Genomic DNA, 25,101 nt, shown 5'->3' with positions numbered 1-25,101 from the left:
AAAGGATGATCTGCTTGAATGTTAAAAATGAACGAACGATCTTTCACTTAAGACTAATTTATCTACTTGCGGCCGTTGTTACAATTGTTTTAGGACTCGCTTCTAGAAAATATAGCCTCCTACTCCCCGAATTCGTTGCTCAACACTCCGGCGATCTACTTTGGGCTATGATGATTTATTTTGGATTCCGTTTTTTATTCGTACGTAAAAGGATTCGTACCGCTCTATTACTTAGTTTTTTATTCAGCTTTGGCATTGAATTCAGTCAGTTGTATCAAGAGGAGTGGATTAATCAAATTCGGAGTACGTTGCTTGGAGCATTGATATTAGGCAAGGGGTTTCTTACGATTGATCTACTTCGTTATACGGGAGGGATTATAGTTGCCACTGTCATAGATAAGGTAATTACCTACCTTAGTAGCTCAACGGAGTCGTTAAATAGTTAGCCGTTTTTATTAGGATTTTGTTTAAAAAAATGGACTGTTAATTATGATGCTAATCAGTCCATTTGTGCGTTGAGTTTTATAGCTATTCCTGAATACTCGATTCCTCTGGATAATACAATTCCTTACGCAAACAAACATCCTTATGCGTCAGGGTTTCACCTTTGAATCGTAACCAAATTTCATCATCCGCCATGACACCATGTGTTTTTCGAACGATCCCCCACTTGTTATAAGCATTGAGTCCAAGTGCATCAAGTAATTCGTCAGCATTCACACGTGAAGATGGGAATACACGCCATTTCAGCCAAGCTTCTAGTTCTTCTAACGTAATATGCCCCTCCATATTGGGTGAAAATTGCTTATTAAAACCAGTAATATAATTTATTACATAAGGGGTACCGCCATTCTTAGGCTTAAGATTCACCGTTGCAATGATCTCATCGAACAACATTACATCAAATTGCATATAATCAATCATCGTTCACACCTCGTATCAATATCTTTTCATACATTGGATCATTTAGCTGAAGTTCAAGTAGCTCGGGAATCCGACCTAATGGATAAGGTGAAGCAAGAATAGCTTGCTTCAGCGACTCCACCTGAATAAACGGAGGTCCATCATACAGTGCAAGTTGCTTTTTAAAACTAGAATTAAATGGCTTCGCTTTCACTTTTCGTTTCAAAATTTCCACGTCCATATGCTTTGGGTAATCTTTCATATCAGAAAGCAAACTTAATCCATGATCAAACAATGGGGCCAATTTCCACGAGTCCTCTTTTATATCATAAAGAAACAAAATGTTATTTGTATGGCGATCTTCATTTAATATGAATGCATCAAATGCTAGCATCCTTGTAAGCGGAAGGGTGATATCAAGCTCCGTAAATTCATAAACTTTTTCAATAACTTGCGCCACTTTTTCCGATGTAGATAACTTGGAATTCCCTAAAATATCACTTGTTAATGTAAAGTTTTTCTCAAATAATCGTTCCAGAGAGATTTCTTGCTCGTATTTGCCACGAAAGTCAGGTGATATACAACCCTCAGTAGCAAAACTATTAACTATAATTTCGCATGGAGTGTATTTCACATATTCTGAAGGGTGAAGAGTAGAGTTTGCTAAAATCATCGAAGCTACATATTCAGCAATCCCCTCATAACCTCTTGTATTTTGCTTTATCCATTGGTTATGAAGATGCCATTTTGACTGATCCCCTTTACTAGAGGTACTAATAATACGTTCTGCCCCTTTTGGAATTTTAATTATTTCCACTTCTCATCACATCCGTTTATCAGAGTTTCTTATGTAATTCCATCCGTTCCAATCACAACAAATTCGTCCGTTATACATTTCCTTAAATTTGTTAATTTTATTTAAATTTATCATAAATAAAAGCCACTACCTATAAAAAAGTAGTGACTAGAAAATTCAACTATTAACTTTTACTTATTAAATATCCGCACAATGTTCAATAAAGGCTTGTAATTTTTGCCAGCTAGTCCAATCATTTCGACGAACAATTCGATGGCTACAACCACGACCGTACTTAGAAGAATAGCACCCCATAAAGTCGAAACCGAAATTGTGATGGCAGCTAGTCCAAATAATGCAGCGATTGCATAGATGATTAAAACCGTTTGACGATGTGAAAAGCCGATATCAATTAAACGGTGATGTAAGTGCGATTTGTCTGGATCTGACCATTTTTGTTTGTTTCGTAAGCGACGAACGATTGCAAAAAATGTATCAGAAATTGGTACACCTAGCATAATAACTGGGATAATAAATGAAAATACCGTTACTCCTTTAAAACCTAACAGCGACATAACCGCGATCATAAAGCCAAGGAAAAGAGCTCCCGTATCACCCATAAATATTTTCGCTGGGTGGAAATTGTAGAATAAGAATCCGATTGTGCTACATGCTAAAATCGCTGCAGTTGCCACAACGAACGTATTCCCTAATAAGAAGGCCATGCAAGCGAGTGTGATTAACGCAATTGTTGAAACACCTGCAGCAAGTCCATCTAAACCATCAATTAGGTTAATGGCATTTGTAATACCGACAATCCACAAAATTGTGAACGGTATACTTAAAAATCCGAAGTCTAACTCACCACCAAATGGAAGGTTAATGAATTCAATTTGGATGCCACCGAAAAAGACAATAATTAATGCGGCAACTAATTGACCTATCATTTTGGCTTTAGCAGAGATTTCATACATATCATCCAGAATACCTGTAATGACAATGACTGTCGCTCCTAAAATAATTGCTAAAGACATATATGGTGATTCATTTTTTGGCGTATCCGGTGTTAAAATCAAAAATCCAATAACAAAAGCAATAAATATAGCTAAACCACCTAGTCGTGGCATGATGCGCGAATGGACTTTTCGATAATTGGGTGCATCGACTGCTCCAATACGAAATGCTAATCGCTTTACTAACGGAGTCACTAAAATTGACGCAAGAAACGCCACGATTAAAGACACGTAAAGCATGTCTCTCCTCCTCAAAAATAAAATATATACACGATAAACCAGTCTAAGTATAACATGAACAAAATTGAAAAGTATAGAGGGTCTTGGGTTACAAAATCAAAACAATTAATATAATTTTGTTAAATTTGTATATCACAAAGAGTAAGCGTTTCCAAACCGAATATTCTTTGTACCATAGTTTTCCCTCTCCTTAAGTAGTCATACCAGCAAAAGTTTGATAGAATAACTAAGTGTCTACATATATAGGCAATTTTTAAAGGAGCGTAAAATCATGTTCTCAATTTTTAGTCGTAACAAAGAAAAAACGAGTGCTCGAGAATTAAAAAGATACTACAAAATAGTTGATAAAATTAATGGTCTTGAAACTACATACTCATCGATGACAGACGATGAATTACGTAATATGACGCTCACATTTAAAGAACGTATTGAAAATGGTGAAGATATTGTCAATATTATCCCTGATGCATTTGCCGTTGTGCGTGAGGCGTCAAAGCGTGTATTAAATATGCGTCATTTCGACGTGCAATTAATTGGCGGTCTTGTTCTAACAGAAGGAAACATTGCCGAAATGCCTACAGGTGAAGGGAAAACATTAGTTGCTTCCCTACCATCATACGTTCGTGCCCTTGAAGGAAAAGGGGTTCACGTTATTACAGTAAACGATTACTTAGCAAAACGCGACTTTGAGCTAATTGGCCAAATTCACCGTTTTTTAGGCTTAACAGTTGGCTTAAACGTACCGATGATGGAACCTGACCAAAAGAAACAAGCATACAATGCGGACATTACATATGGAGTAGGTACTGAGTTTGGATTTGATTACTTACGTGACAATATGGCTCATTCCATTGCAGATAAAGTTCAACGTCCATATCATTTCGCGATTATTGATGAAGTGGACTCCGTATTAATTGACGAAGCAAAAACGCCGTTAATTATTGCCGGGAAAATGAGTGCCAATGAAGAGCTACACCGCATTGCTGCAGTTCTTGCAAAACGTTTCAAAAAAGATGAAGATTATGATTTCGATGATGAAACAAAGGCAACTTCTCTAACTGATCAGGGGATCGAAAAAGTAGAAGCTGCATTTGGTGTAGATAACCTTTATGAATTAGAACACCAAACGCTTTACCATTATGTAATCCAGGCAGTTCGTGCGCATGTGATGTTCGAACGCGATGTCGATTATATTGTAAAAGAAGACAAAATTGAATTAGTTGATATGTTTACTGGTCGTATTTTGGAAGGTCGTTCTCTGTCAGACGGCTTACACCAAGCGCTTGAAGCAAAAGAAGGCGTTACGATCACAGAAGAAAATAAAGCACAAGCACAAGTTACCATTCAAAACTACTTCCGTATGTATCCGATGTTATCAGGGATGACAGGTACAGGGAAAACGCAAGAAAAAGAATTCCAAGAAGTATATGGAATGAGTGTTATTCAAATCCCGACAAACCGTCCACGTATTCGTATGGACCAACAGGATATCGTATTTAACACAATCGAAGCAAAATACGAATATGTCGCACAAGAAGCTTCCCGTCGTCATGATTTAGGACAACCGGTATTAATTGGCACAACTTCTATCTTACAATCAGAAAAAGTAGCAAAATGTTTAGATAAATATGGTTTACCTTACCAATTATTAAACGCGAAAACGGTTGAGCAAGAAGTTGAATTAATTTCGGAAGCAGGTCAAAAAGGCCGCATTACCGTTGCAACAAACATGGCTGGTCGTGGTACTGACATCGTTCTTGGTGAAGGTGTAGACGAACTAGGAGGACTTTATGTAATCGGTACCGAAAAACATGAAAGTCGCCGCGTCGATAATCAATTACGTGGTCGTTCTGGTCGACAGGGTGACCCAGGAGAAAGCCGATTTATTATTTCCATCCAAGATGATATGTTCCGTCGTTTTGCGAAAGAAGATGTAGAAAAATTCCAAAGCAAAATGCAAGTTGATGACATCGGTCGAATTACGAATAAAGATATTTACGAAATCATTAACCGTACGCAGCGCATTGTGGAAGGTGCACACTTCTCCATGCGTGAATACAATTTAAAACTGGATGATGTAATCAATGACCAACGTCGCGTTATTTACAATCTTCGTGATGGCGTATTAGAAGGTAACGACATCATTAAACAATTAAAAACAATGACAGTAGAAACAGTCGATTTTGCTGTTCGTGATAATGCACCAGAAGAGGTAGATCCACTTGAATGGGACTTCGATAAAATGGAACATACAGTGAATTCCCTATTCTTAACACCAGTCACAGTAAATCGTGAAGAAACAAAGGTAAAACGTATTTTAGAGGCAATGCAACCTTCTATCGATGAATTACTCGAAACAGTGGAAAGCTTCGAGCAAAACGAACAAGTGATGTCTATTATTCCACGTGTTATGTTACGTTATATTGATTCGATGTGGGTAAAACATTTAGAACAAATGGCGCATTTAAAAGAAGGCATTGGCTTACGTCATTACCAACAAGAAGATCCAATGCGCATTTATGAACGTGAAGGACTTGAATTATTCGGTAAAAACTACCAAGAATTACGCCGTTCAATCGTAGTCGAATTAGTCAGCTTTATGAAGTCGCTTGCTAATCAGGAACAGGGGGAACAATAAACAATGGGTATTTTTGATTTTTTCAAGAAAACAGATAAAGTCGGAAAAGATAGTGCAATTGATTCTAAAGAACTAGTACAAGGTTCTAAGAAAGATGCCAGTGCAGGGAAAGAAGTCGTAACTAAGTTATCTTTCCATCCAGAGTGGAATGTACCACAAGAACAACAATATGTATTCCGCTTCTTAGCGAATGAATTAGAACCATTAAAACCAAATCAATTATCGCTAGCGGCAATCAGTATCGAAGAAGATGCTCGTAACGGCGCGTGGCATGTAAAAGCGTTCTTCCGTTCATCTTTACCACAACCGATCGAGCTTGGGGACATCGAATTAATTTTATTAGATAAAGATGAAAAACGTTTAGCATCCAAAGCTTTTAACTTCAAAGAGCTTGGCCAAATCCCTGCAGAAAGTGCTCGCCCATGGGTATTTACGTTCGATAAAAATTCGATTGATGCAGAGGAAGTACCAGAAGAAGGTTGGAAAATTGCCTTTAACTTAATTTCTTTACGAGGACATCAATTAGATTTAGATGATACTTGGAAAAAACAACTGCCACAAGAACAACAAGATGCATTAGAAAAAATCGTAAAAGACTTACCGAAGCTAGGTAAAAAAGAAGTGAACTTTACAGGCTTACAAGCGAAGTTACAAGACGACAAAAGCTTACATGCCTCTGTATTCATTCGTAACGGTAACGACAAAGCAATCAATTTAGAGCAATTGCCACTTGAAATTATCGATGCAAATGGAAAAATGATTGCAAAAGGTTCGTTTAAATTAGATCCTGTTCTAACAGTGCAACCAAACTCAACGAAACCTTGGACATTCATCTTCCCAGCAGAATTAGTAAACGCAGAAGATGCAGACTTCTCCCGCTGGACAGCTAGAGTTGTGCAATAGAATATAAAATGTAGGACGCTATGACTTAGAAATTGCTTAAGTCATAGCGCTTTTTTATGGGATGATACTTGATTGGCTAATATTCTGCCTACTTTGGCTAATATTGTCACTAGTTTGACTAATAACCCCAGTGATTTGGCTAATATCGACCCAAGTTTGGCTAATAATAACCCCTCCCCAAACAAAAAAAGTGTAGATAAAGACAAATTGTTGTCTCCATCTACACTTTTTCTATAAGATTAGTTTTTTGCGACTAATTGAATATCTGATACACGTTTTGCACCTACGTAACGGTCTCCCCAGTACCATTTATCATTGATGTCTGTAATGCTAACACCTTGACCTGTTTGTGAATGAATGAATTTGCCATTGCCATAATAAATGCCTACATGGGAAATTCCACGGCCAGATGTATTGAAGAATACTAAATCGCCTGGTTGTAAGTCTTCTTTTGCTACTTTATCACCTACATTATACATAGATGATGATGTGCGTGGTAAGTTGACGCCAAGGCCTTTATAAACCGTTAAAACAAATCCTGAACAATCAAAACCACTTGTACTTGTGCCGCCATAACGATAAGGAACACCTAAGTATTGTTTTGCCGTTTCTTGTAATTCTGCAGAAGTGATTTCTTCTTCTGCTGCGTATGTATTTTCTGTTACGATTGGTGAAAAGTATATGGCGAATCCTGCTATAGATGCTAGTACGAATTGTCGAATGTGCTTGCTATATTTCATCGTGTCCCTCCAACATATAACGAATTATCTGAAAAGTTATCTATTAATAGAGTAACACGATATATTGTTCTATAACATTACAGTTTAATAACAAAGAAATTACATAGTTTGATAAATTTCATAGTATTGGATATTGCTAGAAATACAGTTATACCAAGGTTTTCCTAACATTCCAATTTATAATCTTTTATTTTGTAAAATTACTTCTGAAAAGCTCGTAATTTGTACAAGCAGTTTTTTGTAACATTTGTAATACAAAACTCCCTCTTATTAGTCGAAAGTATCATATTTTCGACCTATTATGCACAGAAAGAGGTTCTCCAGAATGCTATGCTTCTAATGATATAATTTCGCTGAAAATCTATTAATCTACTTTGTAATGAATTGATTAAATCGTTTAAATGCGACAAAACGTGTATCCCAATACTCATACTCTAATTTTGATAGCTCCACACCATTAGTTCCTGCATGGATGAAGGCACCATCACCTAAATAGATGCCCATATGTGAAATGCCTGCAATATACGTATCCTTAAAGAACACCACATCTCCAGCGACTGGCGTTTCTACTAGTGTTGTATCATTTAAAAAGTAGTCTTTACTACTTTTACGAGCAATGTCGACTCCTGCATTAGAAAAGACATAGCGAACAAAGCCGCTACAATCAAAACCTTCAGGAGTATTGCCACCATATTGATATGGGATGCCCATTAATTCGCTAGCTAAACTGATTACTTTTGCATATGAAGCTTGTCCTACAACAGAAGGAGCTGCTAACACCGGCTTTTCCTTTAGTAATTGTTTATCGATTTGTTGATCTGTTTCCTTCACAACATCACTCGAAAATTCTTTTACTGGTTCCCCTACTTCTTGTACGTTTTTGTCAATGCGTAATGTTTGGCCAACAAAGATTTTGTCAGAAGCTAAGTTATTCAATTTTTTCAATTCTGCTACATTAATCGAAAATTTATTCGCAATCTTCGTTAATGTGTCCCCTTTTTCTACTTGATATTGGGAAATTTTAGATTCGGTCGCGGATTGTTGAGTCGTCACCGATACCACTTTTATTGGCTTTGTCTGAGGCTTCGCAGGCTTAGGCGATTGCTCTACTTTTGTAGCCGACAATGCTAGCTTTTGGCCAACAAAAATTAAGTCATTGTTTAATTGATTCCATTCTTTGATCTTTTCCACCGTTGTACTATTCGTTTTTGCAATTTTCGTTAATGTATCACCTTTACCAACTACATATGTAGAAGCTTCAGCAATGGGTGCTGCTAGAACAGATGTTGCAATAACCGTTGATGCAAGTAGGAGTAATTTTTTGTTGTGTTTCATATGTTGAATTCACCCTTTCAGTGAAAAAGTTTCCTATATTACCATCTTAATAATTATTTCGACAGCACACAATATGTTGTTTACAAAAACTTTTTTACGAATTTATCAATATTTCGACAAAAGAATGTAAAGAATATGAATATACTATTTGATTCTTGAGTAATTTGTGATACAATTCACATTTGTGTGAACACAAATAATTATTATTTTTTGAAAGTTTTTGCTTTTCAAATTAGAAAGGAATAGGGAATTTTATGCAGTTCATCAAAGAAAATCTTGCAGTAGGATTTATGCTCTTCGCTTTATTCCTAGGTGCAGGGAATATCATCTTCCCACCCGAATTAGGCCAAAACGCAGGAACGGAATTTTTACCTTCCATTATAGGCTTTTTAATTACAGGAGTTGGGTTACCATTAATCGGGATTATTGCAGTGGCGAAAAATGGAGGGGATTTGCAAATTGTTGCGAATCGTATCCACCCAGTATTTAGCGCTATTTTTACTGCAGTAATTTATTTATCAATTGGGCCACTTTTTGCCATCCCTCGTACAGGGGCTGTGACATATGAGATTGGAATCGCACCATTTTTGTCAGAATCTTCACAATCAAGTTGGATTCCGTTATTTATTGCTTCCCTAATCTTTTTCACGATCGTGCTCTACTTATCGTTAAACCCTACAAAGTTAGTAGACCGTATTGGGAAAATTTTAACGCCGGCACTTTTAATTGTTATTACGTTACTAGCAATTAAAGCTTTTATTAATCCAATGGGTGAATTCGGTGAGCCTCATGGGGTTTATGTAACAAATGCCTTTTCAGAAAGCTTTATTCAAGGGTATTTAACAATGGATGTATTAGCTTCTCTTGTATTTGGGATTGTCATCGTACAATCGTTGCAAGCAAAAGGGATTACAGATCGTGCGAAACAAGTAACCATTACAATCTTCTCAGGTATCGTTGCTGCACTTGGACTAGCTTTTGTTTACATTTCGTTAGAATATATCGGAGCGACAAGTACAGATAAGATTGGCTATATTGGAGATGGAGCAAGTATCATTGCTCAATCAGCACGAATTCTTTACGGCAGTGCGGGGAATATCATTTTATCGTTAGTTATCATTTTAGCTTGTATTACAACAGCAGTTGGGTTAGTTTCTGCAAACGCTACGTATTTCCATAAACTGTTCCCACGTTTTTCTTACAAAACATTAGCGGTGATCTTTACGGTATTTAGTTTTGTTATTTCAAACTTTGGTCTTTCGAAGTTAATTTCAATTACATTACCAGTTTTAATGTTCATCTATCCGATTGCCATTGTGTTAATGTTCTTAGTGTTATTCGATCAATTATTTGACCGCAGACCGATCGTTTATAGCCTTGCATTAATCGCAACTGCTCTAGTGAGTTTATATGACGGAATTAAAACTACTGGTATTAAAATTCCAGCTTATGAAAATGTGTTAAGTGCTTTACCATTGTATGAACAAAACGTTGGTTGGCTAGTACCAGCATTAGTAGGTCTAGTGATCGGGTGGATTATTCACCTCGTTACAAAAAAATAACATGTTCACTCCTCCCATTGCATACGGTGTAATCGGAGGAGATTTTTTTATGCCAAAATGGCTCACTCGGAAAAAATTGATTTTGATTATGATTACATTTTTCCTCTTCCTCGTGATTGGTTACGCTGCATATCTATTTTTCAACTTTCAATCGACAATGAAAGCCATTCATTCCCCTATTACAATAGAAGAAACATCTACCACTCGACCGATTATTCAAGAAAAGGAAGACCCTATATCAAAAGAACCTACTCCTATCACACTGCTTTTACTTGGTGTGGATCAATTTGAAGATGCAGCTGGACGAGCAGATACCATCCTCGTTTTAACGGTGAACCCTCAGACTGAAACAATGAAGATGTTAAGTATTCCGCGCGACACTTACACAGAAATCATAGGGCTCGATTTTTCGGATAAAATTAACCACTCCTATGCATTCGGTGGCGTCACGATGGCCCATCAAACCGTCGAAAATTTATTACAAATTCCCATCGATTATGTTGTATCAATTAATATGGAAGGTTTTATAGAATTAGTTGATTTACTAGGCGGCGTTGAAGTTGAAAATGAAGTTGCCTTTTCAACCGATTACAATGATTATCCAAAGGGAGAAATTACAATATCCGGCGATGCAGCTTTAGATTATGTACGCATGCGTTATGAAGATCCCCTCGGTGATTTTGGCAGACAAATTCGCCAACGTCTTGTAATCGAAAGTTTGTTGAATAGACTTTCTTCATTAAATATTGTGTGGCAAGTCCCTTCTGTTTTAGAGACGATTCGTGATCATGTAGAAACGAACGTGACATTTGATGATATAACATATTTCTTAAAATCCTATAAACCAGCACTAAACAATATTGAACAAATCTCATTTGAGGAGGGAGAAGGTCGATTAGAAGATGGTATTTGGTACTATTTTGCATCAGAGGATGAACTTCAACAAATTCGCGACGAACTAAAGGCAGCCCTTGCTACAAAATAATAATTTTTTGAGAAAAATACATTAACTATTAACATAGAAGTTATATAATAGAGTTATTCAGATACGAGGTGTTATTATATGAAAAAAATGATAGCGATTTTATTCAGCTTACTTCTTCTACTTACCATTCCCATCCAATCATTTGCCGCAACACTTGATGATGTAAAAATGATTGTTGAAAATGATTATGTCGGGAAAATTGATGGAAACATACAAAGTGCAACATCCATAGAAGAAATCATTGAAATGTTAGATCCTTATTCTGCTTACTTTACAAAAGAAGAATTTGAATCGTTTACAAAAGCGATTGATATGACAACGGTTGGTATTGGGGTCGTCATTGAAAAGCATGAAAAAGGCACTTTAATTGTGGACGTAATCGAAAATGGCAGTGCCAAAAAATCGGGGGTTGTCCCTGGAGATATTATTGTAGGAGTAAATGGTCAATCCGTTGTTGATTTAAGCATCGAACAAACACAAGCACTCATTTTAGGCGATGTAAATACAACCGTTGAAATAAAGTTTTTAAAAGAGGATGGTTCAACCGTTACAAAAACGATTACACGAACTTCATTCTCTTTACCAAATGTGACGAGTAGATTGCTATACGGGAATGTCGGCTATATTTCATTAAGCTCCTTTTCAGATGATGGTGTTCAACTAATTATCAATGCCTATAACCTGTTGAAAAAACAAGGTGCCACATCTTATATTTTAGACCTTCAAAATAATGGTGGTGGCTATGTTACAACGGCTGAAAAACTTATTGGCTTATTTCCAAATGCGCCTTATGCCTACAAACTAAAACTTACAACAGAGACATATATGGAACGGTCTATCTCGCAAAATGTGAAGTTCCCACAAAATACGCGAGTTTTAGTGAATCGCTTTAGTGCAAGTGCATCCGAAATGACGGCAGCCGCTTTATTAGATCAAGATGCTGCAATCGTTTATGGCGAACAGACATATGGAAAAGGGTCTATGCAAAGCTTTTATCAATTAGAAGATGGTAGTTACTTAAAGCTAACAATCGCTGAATTTTTCGGACCAAAAGGCACAGCAGTTAATGGCGTCGGATTAAAACCAGATATCATCACAACATCTGACCCAATTTATAAGGCACACCTTGATAGTTTCGCCAAAAATCTATCAAACTATAAAGAACGTAAAGCGTTAGTCAATGTACCTACTTCCAAAACATTTACGATCACATTCAACCATCCGATTAATAAAACGGTTGCTCCAAAAGCGGTCGAATTAGTCGAACTTGGCGGAAATACAGTTGAAATAGCGTTAGAAGCTAAAAATAATCAACTGCTTGTTAAACCTGGTAAGCCATTAAAAGCTGGAGCTGAGTATGTATTAGTTGTTCATCCAACACTTCAGGACCAAAATGGCAAACAATTAAAGCCTGGTGAATACTTGCATGTTACGGTAAAAAAATAAGGTTTTAGAATGGGGACGTCCTGGTGTGGGACGTCCTTTTTCTTAGGTTTTTGGAGGGGGCTGACTTCGGTTTAGGGCGCTTAGCGGGATTTGAGGGCGCTTGCTACTTCTTGTGGGCACTTATCTGCATTTGTGGGCGCTTGCTACTTCTTGTGGGCACTTATCTGCATTTGTGGGCGCTTGCTACTTTTTGTGGGCGCTTATCTGCATTTGAGGGCGCTTGCTACTTTTTGTGGGCGTTTATCTGCATTTGAGAGCGCTTGATACTTCTTGTGGGCGCTTACCTGCATTCTGCTGCGCGCGAAAGACTCCTAAAATACGAAAAAAACAGATCGAGAAATTATCTTCTCAATCTGTTAGTTCAATATGATCTACCTATGCAAAATCAGGAATTTTATCATCACAATTATTTAGCAGTTGCTAATGCGGCTTGTTGGTTGAAGTATATTGATAATAACTCTTCAGAAAGTTCTGCTGCTGTTTTTTGTTCTGTAATTAATAATGTTAAAGTTAATCGTTCAATTGAGCCCATTAAACTTTGTGAAATCGTCTTTATATCCAAGCCTTCTAAAAGATGATACTGGTTCTTTTCCTTTTCAAGTACTTGTTGAAATTTCTCTACAAGTTTTTCCTTCACTAAGAAGGAATCATCCGATTGATAAAGCCCGATTTTTGTTAATAAAGGGTTTTCTGCAAAATAGTAGAGTAATTTTTCAATCACTTGAGATATTCTAAATTCTTGCGGATGCTCAAAAATATTATTTAAGTTTTGTTGGAACTCTTCTTTCAGGTCTAAAAATAAGGATTCCTTACTTTCAAAATACAAATAAAATGTAGGTTGCGTAACATTCGCAGCTTTTACAATGTCACTAATTTTCGTTTGATAATACCCTTTAGTTGAGAATATTTCAATTGCTTTTGTACGCAACAATTGTTTACTCTTCTCACCATTCGAGTTTACTTTTCTTCCACGTACCATGTTACTTTCTCCCACCTTCTTCAGCGTTTTATTATAATTACGAAATTGTCGTAATTGGACTAAATTGGAAATCGCGATTGGGCCTTTATGATACTAGTCAAGCCAGCGTTTTCGCACGGATGCTACCTAAATTCAACATTCCAAAACGAAACCGCATGATTCACTAGGATCATTCTCCCTCAAAAAATTGCTATTTTTCCACAATCAACTGCTATTTATAAAAAATCAGAGTTTTCTGCGGATTGAAGAAAAACTTTAACATTAGTACATTATAGTATATTTTCATAATATAATAAAGACTTTAGACTCAGGTGTAGTATTTTTGTTCGTTTCCGAAGTAATAAGTACTATTTAATAGGAATATTTAATAGTACTACTACTTAAAATTTAAAAAGAGGAAAGCACGATTTATAGCGCTCCCCTACTTTTTGATACATATTTGGTTTTAATTACCATAATTTCCTTTGAACCATTTTTTTAATTACTAGAGAACTGTTGCACCCAGTATAATTGACCGTTTTTCCCATTAACACAAGCGATTCCTATATTAGTATAATTTTCATTAAGCATTGTACTACGATGGGAGCTTGATTTCATCCATCCTTCGACGACTGTTTTAGGACTTTTATAATTCCGTGCAATATTTTCGCCCAAACTTATAAATGGATAGTCAAAGATTCCAGCCATATCCCACGGGTATCCATACAACGGGGATTTGTGATCGAAATAACTACGTTTCACCATGTCATTTGCTTTAATGATGGCAAGTTGTGTTAATTTGGGATCAACTTTCAATATAGGTGCGCCTACTTTTTCTCTTTCTTCATTCACTAATGCAACCACTTCTTCAGAAAAATGTGGATATAGATTTTTTACGGATAAATAGTCTTTCTGTAAATAATCATAAACCATTTCATGTGAGGTTAATTTCAATTGAAAATCAATTGTTCCAGCTAAAATGACAGCTAATTCAGCACGTGTAATATGAGAGGTTGGCGAAAACATATTTTTCCCTGTTCCATTGATAATTCCAATGTCCGCTAAAGATTCAATGTGATCTTTTGCCCAATGCTTTGACACGACATCTTTAAAGCTCGCTCTATTTATTTTATCCACTTCAATGGAAAAAGTATGGACTAAAACAATGCAAAGCTCTGCCCGGGTTAAGTGACGATCCGGTTTAAAAGCAGTCGTATTTTGGAAAACACCTAAACTCGTTAACGTTTGAACTGCTTTATAGTAAGATGCATTTTGGGGTACATCTTTAAAAGCCATTTTAAATGACGTTTCTTCCTTAACGCCAAGCGCATTGTATAAATACTGTGCCGCTTCAGCCCGCGTCACTTTTTCTTTTGGATGAAATTTATGACCACTTACTTCTCCCATGATTCCTAGATTGTGAACTTTCATGATTGAAGGATACGCCCAATGTGTGGATGAAACATCCTCGTAGTATCTCGCATTATTTGCCAATGTAGAATTACTTAAAATAAGGAAAAATGCGATACTACAAATTAAAATAGGCAAAAGTTTAGTTTTGGTCATCTATACCCTTCCCCTTTATTCTATTCTTTTATTTATCATAACAAAGTTTCTTAACATTTCCCCTCGTTTTACTAAAAACTATGAAAAAAAGGAGATGCATGTAGTAAACACCTCCAAAATGACAATTATTTAATTTCCATCGAACGGTTAATAAATGCATCTAATTGCTTTAATGAAACTAGATCTTTAGGAGCGAATTCCCCATTGCCTGTCCCAAGTGTAACACCATTAGATGCTAAAATATTAACATAATTATACGACCAGCTGTTTTCTTTTACATCCGTAAACGATAATGTTTTATTTTGTAACTGTAAATTAAACGCTACTACCAATACTTTTGAAATTGATTCACGAGTAATTGGTGAGTTTGGATTGAATTTTCCGTCTTGATCTCCTTCAAAAATCCCCGCTTTTTGCAATGCTGTTACTGCACCTGCAAATTTATCCGTTGATTTTACATCAGGGAAAGTAGAGCTTGTATCAGATGTATCTAATCCAAGAGCTTGTGCTAATTGTATTGCTACTTCCGCGCGTGAAGCATATACAGAGAAATCAATTGCAACTGATTTTACTTCCTCAGCAGCGGCTACTACTACTTCTTCGTTTGTAAAAGTAGCTACACGCTTTGCTCCTATGTATCGTTGTGCCCAATAAGACTCGCTTAACTTTGCAATGACTACTCCTTTACTAGTAGAAGCATTGATAAATTTATTATCTCCTAGGTAAATTCCAACATGGGAAACGCCACGACCTGAAGTATTAAAGAATACTAGGTCTCCTGCTGCTAAATTACTTTTTGAAACTGCAGTACCTTGAGCGTATTGTGAAGCTGAAGTACGGCTTAATGAAATACCTAGATCAGAAAATACTCTTTGCGTAAATCCTGAACAATCGAATCCGTTTGTCGTTGTTCCTCCATATTGATAAGGAATGCCAATATATTTATGTGCTGTAGTTGATAATTCTTCTGGTGAAGCTGCTTGTGCGTCATTTGTATATATACCTGATAGTAACATGAATGTTGCAAACACAGGTAGTAACCATCTCTTTTTCATGTAGGTTAATACTCCCCTCAAAAACACTTGTCAGATTATTTCTTATCTAGTAAAAGATTATCACAATTTGTAGAATTATAACTTTTCATTTGTGTAACGTTTACATAACACCCAATTGCGCTTCAAACGAGGAAAAACCTGCAAAAATGAGCATATATTAAGTTTTTTATTTCAACCGTAATATTATTGTAATAATAATGGTAGAAAATAGTGAGTTTAAGATGATAATTACATTTGATTTCAGGAAGTATTTGGGGATAAAAGAAGAGATAGATACTACATGTCGAAATTTGGAGAATGAGATGCTAAGGAAGCTATTTACTATTAATTACTTTATATGGAATAACAAAATAAATGCTATGTTAAGCTCCAAACAATCCAACCTTTACAAATTTACAACTTCTTTATTGTAGGTTAATATAATATGAGCATTTTATATTAGGAAGTGAAGTGTATTGCAAACTAAACTGAATATATCAAAACATTATTTACTCTTTCTCTTTACATTCATTATGTTAATTAAATTTTTCATCGTTCGAATGATGATTTTTGAACAAACTAGTTTTTTTCTTACATTAATAGTGGAACTTTCTTATCTACTAATAATTTTTGGAGCAATCGAGTTTATCCAATCTGATAGAATAAAAAAGATTTTATATGTGACGGTGAATCTCATTTTAACGATCCTGTTATTGGGCGTTGTGATTTACTACAATTATTACGGTTATATTGTGACATTAAATGCATTAACACTACTTGACCAAGTAGGCACAATAAAAGACAGTGTGTTCAGTCTTTTTAAACCAATCTATTTGATTTTGTTTGTGGACTTTATCGTCATGCTTGTTTACGTGATAATCCGTAAAAAGAAATCTATACCTGAGGCAAAGAAAAATTATGTACTAATTACAATTTTTTTACTTATTGGATTAGTAGGAACGGCTATTAACCTGTACATACAAAAGGATGCTGAAATTGCAAACTCAGTCGTTGCAGCGGAAAAGCAAGGGATTCTCAATTATGAAATTCTTGCAGTTCTTAACAATGTTGCGAATAACAATAAAACGATGACAAGTGCTGAAATTGAGAAACTTCCAAAGACAATTCAAGACTTAAAGGGCATTACACCGCTTTCGGAAGATCAACTAAAATGGCATGGAATTGCAGAAAATAAAAATATTATTGCCATTCAGCTTGAAGCATTCCAAGACTTCCCGATTCATTTAGAAGTGGATGGACAAGAAGTAACACCTTTCTTAAACGATTTAATAGAAGAAAGTCTTTATTTTAATAATATTTTTCAACAAATCGGACCTGGGAATACATCAGATGCAGAGTTTTTATTTAATACATCGCTTTATCCATCGGCGTGGGAAGCATCCTCTGAATCCTTTGGAAATCGTGTTATCCCAAGTTTTCCAAAGCTATTAAAAGAACAAGGCTATGCTACATCAACAGCTCATGCGAATGATGTTAAGTTCTGGAACCGGATCAACCTTTATCCGGCTTTAGGATTTGATAAGTTTTACCATGGTGAGTTTTTTGGAAATGAAGATGTCATTGGAATTGGCCCATCAGATGAAGTATTGTACGCAAAAGTTTTACCTGAACTAAAAGCGTTACATGAAGACAATCAAAAGTTCTATGCACAATTTGTCTCTTTATCAAGTCATCACCCGTTTAAAATTCCAGAGACAAAAAATCTTCTCCCTTTACCTGAAAAATATCAAGGCAGTATTGTAGGCGATTACTTACAAGCCATTCATTATACGGATCAAACATTACAGCAATTTGTCAACGTTTTAAAAGAAGAAGGTATGTGGGAAGATACGATTCTTGTTTTATACGGAGATCACTTTGGATTACAACCGAATGGATTAACGGAAACTGATTTCCCTCTATTAAAAGAACTGGTTGGGCGAGACTATTCGTACCTCGATCAATTTAATATTCCACTAATCATTACGGTGGGCGACCAAGCGATTACGGAGGTAAACGAAACAATTGGTAGTCAAATTGACATTATGCCAACAGTAGCCAATCTGTTAGGTCTATCTTTAGAAGACTATATTCATTTCGGACAAGACCTTGTGAATTATCCAGATAACCTATTCGGCATCCGATACTACATGCCATTCGGATCGTTTCTGAATAATGAAATTTCCTTTAAACCACTTGAAGGATTTGACGATGGACAAGCCCTTGACATTCATACCGCGAAGACAGTGGAGGATTTTTTACAGTACGAAGAGGATTATGATCGCGTTTTAAAACTGATGAATTTATCCGATCGCTATATGAATAGCTTGCCGGTGAGATAAAGGTTACAATATTTCTCTAGAACTAATAAAACTTCCCTATAGGAAACAGGTTAGAAAATACCGTTTACCTATAAGGAAGTTTTTTGTTTAGTGGAGATGGCGTTGAGTTTAACCTATGTTTGTATCACTTGAGTCGGACAGTTCACAAGGGGAAATTTCACATCTAGCTATTTCTCCTTTACATATATAAACTGTCTGAATGTAAGTTGACTCATAAGTTGTGTTAGTAATGTATGGTTTGGTTCAAGTATTTGAATGGCTTTCTGATAGCTACTTTCTCCTGCAAAAACGTCTCGAATACCCATACATCCCCCACGTAAGACTCATTGCTCGCATTGACCTTTCCTTATTCTACGAGCGTTGGAACGCTTGGACATGATTCATACAAATTCCCTCCTTTGATAGAAAAAAAGAGCCATTAATGCTTGTTACGTTGCACTCATGACTCTTAGTATTTGATGATTCTTTTCCACCAGCACAATGGGCAGTTACACTCAATTGGACAAGGCAAAATCTTCACTACTTTTCTCTCCTTTCCTCGGATCATTTATCTTTCGTTAATTCTTTAACTACTTCTGTTGCCACAGCAACTAGCACTGTAACCAACACTTTATCCCACACTGACTTCTCCTCCTTTTCCCCGTTTTACCGTCAGTTGCGGCCGTACTGGCAATTGACGATGTTGACACCACTGACGCAATTTTAGGGACAACACCCCAACTCACGACAGTTGTTTAGTTCTGACATGAGTTTTTCAGCTACAAAATGAGCAGCTTTACTTGGTATGACTAGGTTTTACTCGGTACAACTCAGCATGACAAATTTTTGTCGTGAGTCAGTCAATCAACATCACCTAAAAAATCAGAAACAATTTCGTCATTCACCAACCATACTTCATACGGTTCAGGTAATCCTATTTCTATGATAATGACTAAATAATAATTTCCATCTGCATCTGTGAAACTCGCACTATTTGCAATGATTGGTTGGGCTAAATGCTCGATGATTTGCGGTGGTATCAGTTTGTTATCCACTTCATCTTTCATGAACCAAATCGTTTCGTAGCCGATTTCACTAATCGGAACATAGTAACCTAGCTTTTTCGTTAACACTTGCGATAAACGTTGTTCAGCTGCCATTGCAATCCCTCCTTTAGACGTAGCCCTTTTCTTTGAGTGATACAAAGTCATTTTCGCCCACCACAATATGATCGAGCAGCTCAATCCCCATGATGTGACCTGCTTCGGTCAACCGCCTTGTGACCTCTATGTCCTCTGGACTTGGAGATGGTTGCCCCGACGGATGATTGTGCAGTACCATTACCGATGCTGCATTAGGCAAGATTGCAGCCTTCATCACCTCTCTCGGATGTACGACACTTGCATTTAGACTTCCAATGTGATAGACATTGATGTTCGTTCGCTGGTTCTTCGTGTCTAAGCACATGACGACAAAGTACTCCCTGTCCAGTTCCCCTAGAAATTGCTTGAACAAATTGTAGCCATCCTGTGGACTTCTAATGCTTCGATTCTTGTACAGTAAGCTTGCCTCCTTCACTAATCGCACTGACACAATGTCTACTCTTTTTGCAGGTACGTTCTTTTGGTTTTCTTCCATAACTTTATACTCATTGTAAGTCTGATTTTGGTGAATTCTAGGACAACGTTACCCTGAAATTTTGTCCTAAAATTAATCCCAAAAAAATAACAACTACTTGACTTTCAAAGTAGTTGTTACAAATTATCCTTCTCTATTTTTTCTGTTAACTTCTCTGCATCTTGCTCAACAATGGTCCTAAACACCTCTTTAAAATCATCGCTCTCAGGATTATGTAAGACCTTCATATAATCAAGACCCCTTTCCTTAGCAATTTCGACCATTCTATACGTCATACCTTCTTCAAATATATCTCCGTTTACCTTTTCTCTCCAAGAATTCAACCCTTCTATTAAATGAGCTAGATATTCATCGATCCGTTCCTTTTTCTTGGGTGTAGCAGCTAACCTATCTACTAAATTAACATCGGCTTTAATTAACTCTCTGACTGTATCCATCCATTCTAGTACACTTTCCTCAATATCTACTTGTGTAAGGAGTATTTGATTTTCAAATGTATCTGGATCTTTTGTAACCGCATCTTTCATTAACTCTGTTAATTCTACTAATTCTGCCTCAGATAACCTTTCTTTTTTCTTGATTTTTTCATATTGCTTCCAATTTTCAAGATACAATGCTCTTGTAATTTGAATAAATCCCTCTTTTCGAAAATGTGGTATTTTAGTAGTTTTTTCGAGTCCAAGGCTTTCCTGAATTTCCTCTACCATTCGTTCCACTCTTTTACGAGCAGCTTCAAAACCTTTTTCATCTGTTTCAATCCCAGTAATTTCAGGAACAAGCGAACGTAAACTATATTCTTCTTTCGGATCTTTGTTTCGTTTTTTATACTTTAGCCTCTTATTCGACGGTATGTAATACTTTCCATAGTCCATAAATACACCTACTCATAAGAAATTTTTGTTTATCTGAATACTAAAACTCGTTTTTTCGGTGTAGACACTAGATTGCAAAACACTAAAAAAAAGAGAGGTCAAACGCTTACTTAAATGCTATTTTGACCTTTAAGCTACCTAATAATCCTTTTATATGATTTTATCGAGATTTACAAACTTCGTCCAATACAAACTCAATGATTTCACCAATGATCTGTCCTAGTGACAAGACTTCACCCTCTCCAAGATCACAATCAAACAATTGTTACCATATTCCATCAGTAATCTTCAGGATATAAAATCATTACATGATCACCTTGGTCAAGCACCCAAACTTTACGATGAATGGGTTCTACTTTTACTAAATTGAAAGGCAATGGTTGTTTCTCGTTCGGGTTCTTCTTGACGCTGAAGGAGTCATTGTTGACCATTTTCTATATAAAACTCAAATATTTGCAGATAATCTGTCAAGTATTGTTGCTTCTCATGCAAATACTGTAAAATAAATCGCTTATGCTCATCTGGTAATTCCTCTGCAACAGCTCTTGTCATGTAATATTGTTTCTTCGACTCAAACACGGAAATCACCTAATCCCTCATTCCATTCACTATGATCACGCAGGAACTGTTCAGTTTCATCATCGTGAATGTTAAGCAAGGTATAAACAAGTTGGAATTCATGCTCAAATCGTTTTGCTAAACGGTAGAATTCAACTTGACCTTGTTTATGTTTCTCAACATACTCAAGCTCAATTGGGTTATCAACCAATTCTAGTAGGTTATCACCCTTTTCTATTAGAATAATTGATTCCTGATAAGGTAATCGAAAAGATAATCGATCGTCTTCCGATCCACCTGCTTCGTACAAAGTCAGAAAATCTTGTTCTATAACCTGGATTAACTCCTTTGGTGTAATACTCTGAGCTTTTAACGATTCTACATCATTTAATGTTTGAATCACTTTCATCCTTTCACTCCTCTTTAAAGTAAATCAACAGCCCTTTGCTTATCCTCTCTTGACGTCTGTATATAGAATTTTGCTATCATATTAACTGAACTATGTCCTACTAATTTGCTAACCGTTGTCAGATCGATCCCTCGATGAAGAAGTCGTGTACAGAATGTGTGGCGGAACAGGTGAGGGTGTAGCTTAAACCCTAGTTCCTTCGCTAAATTTGCTAAATACCCTCGGATTGCATCTCTGTGCATCTTTGGTGTCCGTTGACTAAGAAGTAGGTACTCGCTGTATCGAAATTTAGATACTGCTCGTTCTCCTTTCATATATTCCTTGATAAGCTCAATCACATCACTACGGATTGTTACTTGTCTGATTTTGCCCCCTTTCCCCCGAACTGTAAGCGTTTGTGTCAAGAACTCTATATCACTAATCTTGATTGCTATTAGCTCGGAAACCCTAACACCTGTGTACAGAAGCAAGTAGACAACAAGCTTATTTCTTGTGCTCACTTTCCTTGGATTCTCAAGGTAAAATAGTAGCTGTTCGACTTCTTTGTCAGATAAGGCAGGCACTGTATGCTCACTACCTGCAGCTATATTAACTCGATCACGTTTCAATTGTATGAAGGAGTCGCTTACAACACCTTTTATTCGTAGAAAATCATTGTAGACTTTCAAGCTATTGATTTTTTTATTGATGGTTGCAACGGAAAAATTTTGATTTTGCAAATGTTGCTTGTATCTCACAAATGCAAAACGAGAAAGCAGCTGGTTGTCATCAGCCACTTTCTCCCCAAGATACTTCTGGAATCCTATTACATCACCAAGATAGGACTGAATTGTTGTTGGTGCTTTCCCTTCTTCTACCAACCATTGTTCAAACTCTTTTACCAAATCCAAATTTATCACCTCAGAACATAGAAAAATCCATTGATGCTTAACTTTGGCACCAATGGATCTAATTTTTCTCAATATCAATGATTGATTTAATCAAACAAAACGGACACCGACAATGACATGGACAAGGTAATATCTTCATCTACTTTCCTCCTTTCCATCTTAGTATGATTCCTCTAATCTTCGCTCGTTAAATCACGAATGACCTCCGTTGCTACTGCAATAATAATCGTTGCGGCTATCTTCCCCCACATTTCTACTCACCTCCCTCTACTGACGTCAGAATTATAATAATGTCATCAGTTTTTAGCCACGCCAAATAAGCACAAGCCATGTGTCGCTTGCACTTTACACAAATCCCTAATCTAGCTGTTACTAATGTCGTGAGTTACTCGTTACTTTTGACGTGAATTCAATCACAGACCACTCACAAAATCGGGAATTGCTTTACCGTTCACCATCCAGATTTCATACGGTTCTAGTTGACCTGTATCAATGACAATGACCACATAGTAGTCCCCTTGATCATCTGTAAAATTAGCAGAATCGGCAATGATAGGATCAGCTAATGCTTCTAATACATCCGCTGGCACTAACTGCTCATCTACATCGTCTTTCTCAAACCAAACCGTTTCATAACCAATGTCACTTATGGACACATGAACATCGTATTTTTTAGATAGTACTTCAATCAATGTTGTAATCGCCTTCATGATGACTTCACCTCCTTTACATATACCCTGATTCTTTTAACGAACGAAATGAATCTTCACAAATGATCACATGATCTAAGCAATCCACACCCACAATCTCACAAGCCTGTACTAATCGTTTCGTTACCTCTATATCTTCGAGGGATGGATCTGTCACATTCGAAGGATGTGAATGCCCTACAATGATCGAACAACTATTACTCAAAATAGCAGGTTTCAGCACCTCCCTCGGGTGCACGATACTAGCGTTCAAACTGCCAATGTGAACAGTTTGGATACAAGTCGGTTGATTCTTCGTGTCTAAACAAAGCACCACAAAATACTCACGGTCTACATCCCCTAAAAACGTGCGCATTAACTCATAGGCATCACGTGGGGAACGAATCTTTCTGTTTTTGTACAGCATCGTTTTCTCCCGTACTAACTTAATTGACACCACATCCATACGCTTCGCTGGTACTGCTTTCGATATACACTGGCCTCCTTCAAATAACTGCAACTGCTCTGCTAGTTTCACTTCATACTGCTTCATATACAATTCCTCCTCCAACACAAAAACGCCCTAACCCTTTGGAAAAATTTTAGGACGCTTCAGATGTATAGTTTGATTGATTCTATGAATATAATATATGCTTATTTTTTACGTTGTTACGGAAAGGAAAGCACAAAAAACACCACACAGGATTGACCCATGTGATGCTTGTAAATTAAAGAAAGTCTAGGGTGGGACACGAGAACCGCCCCCCTGTCCCTATGAGATTATTTTCAACCTATTTCACTAGTAAACTACTAGCTTATAAAGTAACGTTTCGTTTAGTTGTATTAAGGAATTAATTTACTACTTCTAAAGTCCAAGATGCTGGGGTTTCTCCATTAGCTGGAGTATATGTTGCTTTATAATTTGTAGTAACTTGGCTTCCTACTTCACCCGTTATAATATCAAAAGTGAATTTTCCTGCTGTTGTTAAATCTGTAATAATATCTTCAGTAAATGATACCATAATTGTATTAGGTGGACCATCTGCTCCTGGTGTAGTTGCAATTGTTGCTGTTTTTGTTACTGCTTGATTTGTTGCATCAACATAAGAAATATCTACACTATTAGCATTGATTGATTCAGTGGATGTGAATACAATACTATAAGTTGGAGCTGCTGACCAAGTACCGTTTTGTGCTTTTGTTGCTGTGTAGTTTGTAACTACTGGTGCGTCAACAGTACCTGTCGTTACTGTGAATGTGAACGTTGTTAATGTAGATCCTGCCGCAATTGTGAATGTTCCATTTTCAAATGTTACATCATCTTGCGTTTCTCCTACTGTTCCACCCTGTGCATCAAATGCAAACGTTGCTGCTACTGGCGTTGGAGCTGTTGACCAAGTACCGTTTTGTGCTTTTGTTGCTGTGTAGTTTGTAACTACTGGTGCGTCAACAGTACCTGTCGTTACTGTGAATGTGAACGTTGTTAATGTAGATCCTGCCGCAATTGTAAATGTTCCATTTTCAAATGTTACATCATCTTGCGTTTCTCCTACTGTTCCACCCTGTGCATCAAATGCAAACGTTGCTGCTACTGGCGTTGGAGCT

The 25,101-nt window shown here is 36.7% G+C and carries 25 protein-coding genes; 7 read left to right on the top strand and 18 right to left on the bottom strand.

The features are described 5' to 3' along the window. Positions 1-5: 5 nt before the first annotated feature. Positions 6-446, top strand: a complete 441-nt coding sequence (locus tag EK386_RS06575; RefSeq protein WP_126658240.1) for a ribosomal maturation YjgA family protein — start codon at positions 6-8, stop codon at positions 444-446. A gap of 82 nt (positions 447-528) precedes the next feature. Here EK386_RS06575 and EK386_RS06570 read toward each other — a convergent pair whose 3' ends face one another. From EK386_RS06570 to EK386_RS06560, 3 genes are all read right to left on the bottom strand, one after another. Then, positions 529-924, bottom strand: coding sequence for a hypothetical protein (locus EK386_RS06570; protein ID WP_126658239.1), 396 nt, complete (start codon positions 922-924; stop codon positions 529-531). Then, positions 917-1,720, bottom strand: a complete 804-nt coding sequence (locus EK386_RS06565) for a hypothetical protein (protein ID WP_126658238.1) — start codon at positions 1,718-1,720, stop codon at positions 917-919. Before EK386_RS06565 ends, EK386_RS06570 begins: the two co-directional genes overlap by 8 nt. Positions 1,721-1,890: 170 nt before the next feature. Next, a complete protein-coding gene (locus EK386_RS06560) occupies positions 1,891-2,952 on the bottom strand; it encodes a glycosyltransferase family 4 protein (protein WP_126658237.1) in 1,062 nt (353 codons plus the stop codon). Between the two features lie 271 nt (positions 2,953-3,223). On the opposite strand from EK386_RS06560, the gene secA2 reads away from it, so the two are divergent. Together secA2 and EK386_RS06550 are read left to right on the top strand one after the other, a co-directional pair. Beyond that, positions 3,224-5,590, top strand: a complete 2,367-nt coding sequence (gene secA2, locus EK386_RS06555; protein WP_126658236.1) for an accessory Sec system translocase SecA2 — start codon at positions 3,224-3,226, stop codon at positions 5,588-5,590. 3 nt (positions 5,591-5,593) lie between these two features. After that, a complete protein-coding gene (locus tag EK386_RS06550) occupies positions 5,594-6,493 on the top strand; it encodes an accessory Sec system S-layer assembly protein (protein ID WP_126658235.1) in 900 nt (299 codons plus the stop codon). Positions 6,494-6,732: 239 nt separating this feature from the next. Here the strand turns inward: EK386_RS06550 and EK386_RS06545 are convergent, their stop codons facing one another. Together EK386_RS06545 and EK386_RS06540 are read right to left on the bottom strand one after the other, a co-directional pair. After that, positions 6,733-7,233 carry a C40 family peptidase gene (locus EK386_RS06545; RefSeq protein ID WP_126658234.1) on the bottom strand — a complete coding sequence of 167 codons (501 nt, stop codon included), beginning with the start codon at positions 7,231-7,233 and terminating at the stop codon, positions 6,733-6,735. 369 nt (positions 7,234-7,602) lie between these two features. Beyond that, on the bottom strand, positions 7,603-8,568 hold the full coding sequence (locus EK386_RS06540; protein ID WP_126658233.1) for a C40 family peptidase: 966 nt from the start codon (positions 8,566-8,568) through the stop codon (positions 7,603-7,605). A 242-nt stretch (positions 8,569-8,810) separates the two neighbouring features. Here EK386_RS06540 and brnQ point away from each other — a divergent pair, with 242 nt between their 5' ends. From brnQ to EK386_RS06525, 3 genes are all read left to right on the top strand, one after another. Next, positions 8,811-10,130, top strand: coding sequence for a branched-chain amino acid transport system II carrier protein (gene brnQ / locus EK386_RS06535; protein ID WP_439331225.1), 1,320 nt, complete (start codon positions 8,811-8,813; stop codon positions 10,128-10,130). A 49-nt stretch (positions 10,131-10,179) separates the two neighbouring features. Next, positions 10,180-11,115 carry an LCP family glycopolymer transferase gene (locus EK386_RS06530; protein WP_126658231.1) on the top strand — a complete coding sequence of 312 codons (936 nt, stop codon included), beginning with the start codon at positions 10,180-10,182 and terminating at the stop codon, positions 11,113-11,115. 78 nt (positions 11,116-11,193) lie between these two features. Further along, positions 11,194-12,561: a S41 family peptidase gene (locus EK386_RS06525; protein WP_126658230.1), complete on the top strand. Its 1,368-nt coding sequence runs from the start codon at positions 11,194-11,196 to the stop codon at positions 12,559-12,561. A 406-nt stretch (positions 12,562-12,967) separates the two neighbouring features. Here EK386_RS06525 and EK386_RS06520 read toward each other — a convergent pair whose 3' ends face one another. The 3 genes from EK386_RS06520 to EK386_RS06510 all read right to left on the bottom strand — a co-directional run bounded on the left by EK386_RS06520 (position 12,968) and on the right by EK386_RS06510 (position 16,140). Beyond that, the gene (locus EK386_RS06520; protein ID WP_126658229.1) at positions 12,968-13,540 is read right to left on the bottom strand and encodes a TetR/AcrR family transcriptional regulator; all 573 of its coding nucleotides are present in this window, start codon (positions 13,538-13,540) and stop codon (positions 12,968-12,970) included. Positions 13,541-14,017: 477 nt separating this feature from the next. Beyond that, positions 14,018-15,085: a CAP and S-layer homology domain-containing protein gene (locus EK386_RS06515; RefSeq protein ID WP_126658228.1), complete on the bottom strand. Its 1,068-nt coding sequence runs from the start codon at positions 15,083-15,085 to the stop codon at positions 14,018-14,020. A 125-nt stretch (positions 15,086-15,210) separates the two neighbouring features. After that, on the bottom strand, positions 15,211-16,140 hold the full coding sequence (locus tag EK386_RS06510; protein ID WP_126658227.1) for a C40 family peptidase: 930 nt from the start codon (positions 16,138-16,140) through the stop codon (positions 15,211-15,213). A 455-nt stretch (positions 16,141-16,595) separates the two neighbouring features. Here EK386_RS06510 and EK386_RS06505 point away from each other — a divergent pair, with 455 nt between their 5' ends. After that, positions 16,596-18,461 carry an LTA synthase family protein gene (locus EK386_RS06505; RefSeq protein ID WP_126658226.1) on the top strand — a complete coding sequence of 622 codons (1,866 nt, stop codon included), beginning with the start codon at positions 16,596-16,598 and terminating at the stop codon, positions 18,459-18,461. A gap of 167 nt (positions 18,462-18,628) precedes the next feature. Here the strand turns inward: EK386_RS06505 and EK386_RS20185 are convergent, their stop codons facing one another. From EK386_RS20185 to EK386_RS20175, 10 genes are all read right to left on the bottom strand, one after another. Further along, complete coding sequence (locus EK386_RS20185) at positions 18,629-18,766, bottom strand: hypothetical protein (protein ID WP_158674386.1); 138 nt, start codon at positions 18,764-18,766, stop codon at positions 18,629-18,631. A gap of 534 nt (positions 18,767-19,300) precedes the next feature. Next, complete coding sequence (locus tag EK386_RS06500; RefSeq protein WP_126658225.1) at positions 19,301-19,600, bottom strand: hypothetical protein; 300 nt, start codon at positions 19,598-19,600, stop codon at positions 19,301-19,303. A gap of 13 nt (positions 19,601-19,613) precedes the next feature. Further along, positions 19,614-20,078, bottom strand: a complete 465-nt coding sequence (locus EK386_RS06495; RefSeq protein ID WP_126658224.1) for a JAB domain-containing protein — start codon at positions 20,076-20,078, stop codon at positions 19,614-19,616. A 116-nt stretch (positions 20,079-20,194) separates the two neighbouring features. Next, positions 20,195-20,950: a hypothetical protein gene (locus EK386_RS06490; protein WP_126658223.1), complete on the bottom strand. Its 756-nt coding sequence runs from the start codon at positions 20,948-20,950 to the stop codon at positions 20,195-20,197. Positions 20,951-21,367: 417 nt separating this feature from the next. Beyond that, entirely contained in the window at positions 21,368-21,538 is a 171-nt protein-coding gene (locus EK386_RS20180; protein WP_158674385.1) for a hypothetical protein, read from the bottom strand. Further along, the gene (locus tag EK386_RS06485; protein WP_126658222.1) at positions 21,522-21,917 is read right to left on the bottom strand and encodes a hypothetical protein; all 396 of its coding nucleotides are present in this window, start codon (positions 21,915-21,917) and stop codon (positions 21,522-21,524) included. Before EK386_RS06485 ends, EK386_RS20180 begins: the two co-directional genes overlap by 17 nt. Positions 21,918-21,931: 14 nt before the next feature. Next, positions 21,932-22,807 (bottom strand): tyrosine-type recombinase/integrase, encoded by an 876-nt coding sequence (locus EK386_RS06480; RefSeq protein WP_126658221.1) that lies wholly within the window; start codon positions 22,805-22,807, stop codon positions 21,932-21,934. A 413-nt stretch (positions 22,808-23,220) separates the two neighbouring features. Further along, positions 23,221-23,517, bottom strand: coding sequence for a hypothetical protein (locus EK386_RS06475; protein ID WP_126658220.1), 297 nt, complete (start codon positions 23,515-23,517; stop codon positions 23,221-23,223). 16 nt (positions 23,518-23,533) lie between these two features. Then, a complete protein-coding gene (locus EK386_RS06470) occupies positions 23,534-24,049 on the bottom strand; it encodes a JAB domain-containing protein (RefSeq protein WP_126658219.1) in 516 nt (171 codons plus the stop codon). 298 nt (positions 24,050-24,347) lie between these two features. Continuing rightward, the coding region (locus EK386_RS20175; RefSeq protein WP_158674384.1) for a hypothetical protein at positions 24,348-25,101 on the bottom strand (754 nt) is incomplete at its 5' end.

This window comes from Lysinibacillus antri, from assembly GCF_003977595.1.
GTDB lineage: Bacteria > Bacillota > Bacilli > Bacillales_A > Planococcaceae > Ureibacillus > Ureibacillus antri.
Note: the sequence above shows the minus strand (reverse complement) of the source record. Positions and strands in the feature narration are given on the sequence as shown.